The sequence below is a fragment of the Ectothiorhodospira lacustris genome (assembly GCF_022227785.1).
In the GTDB taxonomy this organism is placed as follows: Bacteria; Pseudomonadota; Gammaproteobacteria; order Ectothiorhodospirales; family Ectothiorhodospiraceae; genus Ectothiorhodospira; species Ectothiorhodospira lacustris.
The window spans coordinates 1-5,932 of record NZ_JAJNQM010000122.1 but is presented as its reverse complement, the minus strand read 5'-3'; the positions used below and the strand labels follow the sequence as shown (position 1 = coordinate 5,932).

The following is a 5,932-nucleotide window of genomic DNA, read 5'->3' as shown; positions in this document are numbered from 1 at the left end:
CGTCCGGGCCCAGCCACAATTCGGGCAGGATGATGATGTCGGCTTCGGGGTCGTCTTCGATGGCGCATGCCGGGTTGACCGGGATCTGGTTGCCGCAGGTGAAGGGGTGCTTTTCGGGCGACACGATGCGCACGTTGAACACGTTTTTCGCAGTTTCCGACCGCACCAGAGTCTCCCAGACATTCCCGGTGGCCAGTAGGACGTCGACCATCCCATAGAGGGCGGAGCCGGCGGTCTCTTTCACGGCAACGATCAGGACTTCGATGGGCGCGGTGCTGGCCGTCATGCTGAAGCCTCTTTCGTTCTTGCCTGTGGCCCTGCGGCTGTTTTAGCTGATGGCACCTTCCCGGCTACGGGTCCGCCGTGCATTCGCCTGCTGACCCGGTTCTCTGTTGCCCCCGGTCGCGTTCGCGACCACACCCGCCCTCCCCTCATTTAGTGGCACAAATGCCCTGTTATTGTCAGATATCCATCTGAAAAGACCGCTTGTCAAGTTTCATCATGGTGTCAAGCCGCTCTGGAAGACCGGAAGCCATCCCAGCCTCCGCCCAAGCGGCCCATTCGAAGTCCATGAAACCGAAAGGAGACTGCCATGACACAGCATGACCAACACACCCGTAACGGCCTGAATCTCGACCAGATGGCGCAAACCGTTGAGGCGTTGAAGAACGATCCTGCACTGGCCCGGTTCCAGTTCCGCGCACGCAACCAGTGGATCGATGGCGGTGAAAACCGCTCGAGCATCCGGGACTTTTACGGCGCCGGTGCCGAGGACACCTCGCGCACGGAGCCGTTCGTGTTCACCAACGGCGAGCCGCCGGTGCTGCTCGGCGCCAACGAGGGCGCCAACCCCGTTGAGTATCTGCTGCATGCCCTTGCCGGCTGCGTCACCACGACGACAGTGCTGCATGCGGCTGCACGCGGCATCCGTATCCACCGGCTCTCTACCGAACTGACCGGTGACATCGACCTGCAGGGCTTTCTCGCCCTGGATGACTCGGTCCCTGTCGGTTACGAGTCGATCCGTATCCGGATGGACATCGAAGCGGATGCGACGGATGAGGAGATCGATCGTCTGCTGGCATTCGCCCGCGAGCATTCACCGGTCTGCAGCACGGTTTGCAAACCCGTTCCAGTGACGCTGGAGAGGGTGGCAAGAGATGCGTCGCAAACGGCGGAAGGTAACGAAACTGTTGCCTGATAGCCGGGATGTGCTCTGCAAGCCATCCATTCGTACGTGGCCATCGCCGTCATCGCGAGCGTTCGCGCGGTTTTGCCGGCAGAAGAAACGTCCTGCCACAAAAGGTTCGCCGTGCCGACGCTCGCGATGAATGTCCAATGATAGTGATCGCGGAGCATGCAGACGCCGTCTCTCTACAAGAACCGCACCACCAGAAATAGTGCCACCATGGTGATGCCCAGGGCCACCTTGGCGGCGGTACCCAGTATCAGCCCGAGGGTGGCTCCCCAACCGGCACGCCCTGCGGCCACCAGGTCTCGACGGGCCGACAGTTCACCCAGCACGGCGCCTATGAAGGGACCCAGCAACAAACCGATGAGTCCAAAGAACATCCCCACCACGGCCCCCAGGGCAGCCCCGAGGATGGAGCGGCCGGAGGCCCCGTAGCGCCGAGCCCCGAAGGCACCTGCCACGAAATCCGCCAGAAAGGCCAGCGCCGCCAGCAGGCCCAGCACGATCAGGGTTTTGGATCCCACGTGGGCGAATCCCTCCGCCCAAGCCGCAGTCCACAGACCGGCAAATAGCAGCAGTGGGCCGGGCAACGCCGGCAGGATAAGTCCCGCGAGTCCCAGAATGACGAGCAGAGCGGCAAGGAACCAGGCAATGGCAATCATGGGAACGATATCAGTGGGAAGCGTTTTTCTCGGAGAGAGGGTGAATCGTACACCAAGCTGAGGGATTGGAAGACCAACTTTCTTGACCAGGGCAGGATCACACCAGAACCGTCGGGTCTCCGAAGCCTTGAGGCACATAAAGGTTATGAAGGCCCAGCCGGGCTACATCGGTCTCGCCGCAGAGCGCCATCGTGATATCCAGTTCCTTGTGAATGATCTCAAGTGCCCTGGTCACCCCCTGCTCACCCATGGCCCCCAGCCCATAGTTGTAGGCCCGGCCGATATAGGTGCCTCTCGCCCCCAGTGCCAGCGCCTTGAGAACATCCTGCCCGGAGCGGATACCACCGTCGAAGTGGACTTCAACCTGGTCGCCCACAGCATCCAGAATCGAGGGCAGCATGCGAATCGAGCTGACTGCCCCATCGAGTTGGCGTCCGCCGTGGTTCGATACGACGATCGCATCCGCCCCCACATCGACCGCGCGGCGCGCATCCTCAGGGTCCATGATGCCCTTGATGATCATCTTGCCGCCCCACATGTCCTTGAACCGGGCGATGCGTTTCCAGTCCAGGGAGACGTCGAACGCCTCTGCCGTCCAGGTGGAGAGTGAGGAAGGGTCCGTCACGCCTTTGGCGTGCCCCACGATGTTGCCGAAGAAGCGGCGCCTGGTGCCGAGCATTTCCAGCCCCCAGGGGATTTTCGTCATCAGATCGGCGATGGATTTCACCGTCAGCTTCGGTGGCGCGGACAGTCCGTTTTTCAGATCCTTGTGCCGCTGTCCCAACACCTGCAGATCCACCGTGACCACGATGGCCGAACATCGGGCGGCGCGGGCGCGCTCGAAGAGCCGGGCCATGAAATCATCGTCTTTGAGTGTGTAGACCTGAAACCAAAAGGGCTTGGTGGTGTGCTCCGCCACATCCTCGATCGAACAGATGGACATGGTGGACAGCGTGAAGGGTACGCCGAATGCCTCGGCGGCCCGAGCCGCCTTGATTTCGCCATCCGCCGATTGCATGCCCGTCAGCCCCACCGGGGCCAGCGCCACCGGCATGGCCACTGCTTCGCCGATCATTCGTGATCGCGTACTGCGCCCGGACATGTCGACCGCCACACGCTGGCGCAGGCGGATATGCGAAAAATCGGTGGTATTTTCGCGGAAGGTCTGCTCAGTCCAGCTACCGGATTCCACATAGTCATAAAACATCCGGGGGACACGGCGTTCATGGATGCAGCGAAGGTCTTCGATCCGGGTGATGACGGGCATATCGGTTCTCCCCCTCAATGTTCGGGCTCATGCCCAGCCTGTTGATTCGACCGGGCGGCAACGCCTTGTTCTTCACATCCGCCGTTCCATTCCTGCAACTGCTCGACTATCAGCGGAATTGCCGGCGGTTTCTGGTCGGCAAAAGGCATCTGCACCAGCAGGCCGCGATGGGATGCGGGCACGATCACCGGCTCCGGGGCACCGTCAAATGCCAACGAGATCACCGGTACGGCACCATCTCCCAGGGACTCCCCGGTGGAAGACCACCAGGCCTCGAGCCGGGTCGGTAGGTCCTCAATACCCAGTTCCTCGGACAGGACATCCAGGCTGGCGCGCATGGTCGGTGTGGGTTCGGTGAGCTGACCGCCGATCACGCGAACGGGCACCTCGGCGGGCCAGGGCCTGCGGTTCAGATCTCGCAAAAATTCACTGTCGGGTTGCAGGTCGATCTTGGCCGCGCCGGTGCCGTCACGCAAACCAGCCCAGAGGGAGAACCTGCCTTCAGGGATATCCGCCAACCATTCGCGCACCTCAAGCCAGACCCGCAGTCTGGCCCATTCGGAACCCTGGTTGGGTGTACCCACCATAACGGTGCCCATCACCCGGGGACCGGATAACTCGGACGTTTCTTCAACGGGATGTCGCCAACGGGAAACGAAGTCCCGGATGACCAATCCTCCCATGCTATGCCCGATCAGGGTCACCGAACGACCTGCATCCAGTGTTTTCCAGTGTTCCGCAAGAAGGTCGGCACTCCGGTCAATGGCCTGATCATTGGGGTAGCGAAACTCCCATACCGTCAGGCAGGCCGCCTCCAGCAGTGGTATGAGGTCATCCCAGATTCCGCCCGGCTCATCCAGACCATGGATCAAGACTACATCAGGGACGGTGTCTTCACGAGCGTCGCCACGGGGGATGAACCCGATCAGTTCCGGCGGCAGCGACATGGCCTCGGGAAACCAGGTTTCCAGCCGTTCCTGTACGGTAATACGGAATTCCCGTTCCAGATCGGGATTGCGCTCCGTCCAGACGACCCACCCGGTAAACGGTGTAAAGACGACCAGCAGCAACAGCAAAAGGATGAACAGAGTCAATCGGCGCATCATCTCCGTATCCCAAAATTATCGTGAAACACGCGATGGCCGGCACGGATGCACAAGAGACTGGCCTGGAATCAGATCTCCTGCCCCAGCAACCGGCGCAAGCCATTCTTGTCCTTGAGCAGCAGGGTCTCCCCGGATACTTCCACCAATGCCTGCGTCCTGAGTCGAGCCAGGATTCGCGATAGGGTTTCGGGTTTCATGGACAGACGTGAAGCAATGACCTGCTTGGGCAGGTCCAGACGCACCTCTCCCGTATCGTCCTGAGGCTGTGACAGCAGGTAGGCTACCAGGCGGTAAGTGGCATTGTGGAGGGTGAGTTCATCAATATGACTGAGCAGACCATGGACCCGTCGGCTGAGACTACCCAGCATCTTCAGGGCCAGGCCGGGGGTCTCGGCGAGCAGGGACAGGAAGGTGTCATGGTCAAAGATCACGAGTTCCGTGTCCGCCAGAGCGGTGGCATTCACCGGATAACGCCGCTGCTCCATGAACATCACGGCCTCGGCAAAGAGCTGCCCTGCCTGGATGACTTCAACGACCTTCTCGTCCCCCTCGCGAGAAAGCAGGAACAGCTTAATCCCCCCACGCCGCACCAGAAAGAAATGGCGGGCGGCATCACCCTGCGTGAAAAGGGGCTCGCCGGCCATGCACGACCGCTCCCGGGCGGTGCTGCGGACGTACTCCAGCTGCGCCACCGACAGGGGTTCGAACAGGGGCAGGCGCTGCAATTCAGCGGGCTGGATCATGGAGTTTCCCACCTCGGGCAATTCACCATTGCCCCCGTCAGGTACGCAATGTTTGGTAGGCACCACGAAAATACAGCAACGGAGGCGCTTCCCGAGGAGTTGACAGGGCGAGCACCTCACCAATGAAAATGACATGATCGCCACCTTCGTGAGTGGCCACGGTGCGACACTCAAAGCTTGCCAGCATATCGTGGAGAATCGGTGCCCCGGTGGACCAGACTGCGTGTCCAACCCCTGCCCAACGATCCGGATCACTGGATGCGAAACGGGCGGATACCTCGGTCTGGTCTTGCGCCAGCACATTGACGGCAAATGCGCCGCTGCCAAGAAACGCAGGCAGGCACTGGGCCTCCTTGCGCAGGCTGAAGAGCACCAGCGGCGGGTCCAGTGACACCGAACTGAAGGAGTTCGCGGTAAATCCCTGGGGGGTTCCGCCGTCCGGATCACGACAGGTGATCACGGTGATGCCCGTGGCAAAACGCCCCAGGGCATCACGCAACACGCGATCATCGGTGACCGGCTTCGGCTCGGGAAAGATCATGCCGGAAGGCTTCATCGGTTTGGCCTGCAGTGGAAGTGTGCCGCAAGGTACACCCGAGCTCCCGTACGACCTTGCGCCACGGAGGGAGCCAGGGATTTGTACTGATTATGAAGGAAAGCCGGGCAGCGCTGGGTTATGATGCCACGGTCAACCCTGTGATGCAGCTCACATGAATATGGACGCTCTTTCGGCCGTGTCTGCAAGAGACCCTGTTCCATAGCCCCAATATGCCAGCAAGCTGATGTCAAAAGACGAACACACCCAGGAAAACATCAAACTCATCCGAGAGCAGGCCCAGGAGGCCCTGCGAAAGGGTGATTTTGACCTGGCGGAACAGATGCTGGAAAAGGGGGAAACCAACCTCGCCGAGATCACCCAGAAACTGAGGATCTACCAAGCGGAACTGGAGATCCAGAATACC

The 5,932-nt window shown here is 60.7% G+C and carries 8 protein-coding genes; 2 read left to right on the top strand and 6 right to left on the bottom strand.

Annotation, left to right across the window (positions count from 1 at the left end; translation table 11 throughout):
* Positions 1-286: type 1 glutamine amidotransferase family protein (locus LQ952_RS15220; protein ID WP_488349784.1), on the bottom strand; the 286-nt coding region annotated here is incomplete at its 3' end.
* A 306-nt stretch (positions 287-592) separates the two neighbouring features.
* Between LQ952_RS15220 and LQ952_RS15215 the strand changes: the two genes are divergently transcribed.
* The gene (locus LQ952_RS15215; RefSeq protein WP_238623468.1) at positions 593-1,201 is read left to right on the top strand and encodes an OsmC family protein; all 609 of its coding nucleotides are present in this window, start codon (positions 593-595) and stop codon (positions 1,199-1,201) included.
* Positions 1,202-1,374: 173 nt separating this feature from the next.
* On the opposite strand, the gene LQ952_RS15210 is transcribed toward LQ952_RS15215, so the two are convergent.
* The 5 genes from LQ952_RS15210 to LQ952_RS15190 all read right to left on the bottom strand — a co-directional run bounded on the left by LQ952_RS15210 (position 1,375) and on the right by LQ952_RS15190 (position 5,526).
* Positions 1,375-1,854: a DUF456 domain-containing protein gene (locus tag LQ952_RS15210; RefSeq protein WP_238623467.1), complete on the bottom strand. Its 480-nt coding sequence runs from the start codon at positions 1,852-1,854 to the stop codon at positions 1,375-1,377.
* 97 nt (positions 1,855-1,951) lie between these two features.
* Positions 1,952-3,121: an alpha-hydroxy acid oxidase gene (locus LQ952_RS15205; RefSeq protein WP_238623466.1), complete on the bottom strand. Its 1,170-nt coding sequence runs from the start codon at positions 3,119-3,121 to the stop codon at positions 1,952-1,954.
* A gap of 14 nt (positions 3,122-3,135) precedes the next feature.
* Positions 3,136-4,224 carry an esterase/lipase family protein gene (locus tag LQ952_RS15200; RefSeq protein ID WP_238623469.1) on the bottom strand — a complete coding sequence of 363 codons (1,089 nt, stop codon included), beginning with the start codon at positions 4,222-4,224 and terminating at the stop codon, positions 3,136-3,138.
* A gap of 71 nt (positions 4,225-4,295) precedes the next feature.
* Entirely contained in the window at positions 4,296-4,970 is a 675-nt protein-coding gene (locus tag LQ952_RS15195) for a Crp/Fnr family transcriptional regulator (protein WP_238623465.1), read from the bottom strand.
* 37 nt (positions 4,971-5,007) lie between these two features.
* Positions 5,008-5,526 (bottom strand): flavin reductase family protein, encoded by a 519-nt coding sequence (locus LQ952_RS15190; protein ID WP_238623464.1) that lies wholly within the window; start codon positions 5,524-5,526, stop codon positions 5,008-5,010.
* Between the two features lie 226 nt (positions 5,527-5,752).
* Here LQ952_RS15190 and LQ952_RS15185 point away from each other — a divergent pair.
* Positions 5,753-5,932 (top strand): hypothetical protein (locus LQ952_RS15185; RefSeq protein ID WP_238623463.1); only part of this gene is annotated, 180 nt, incomplete at its 3' end.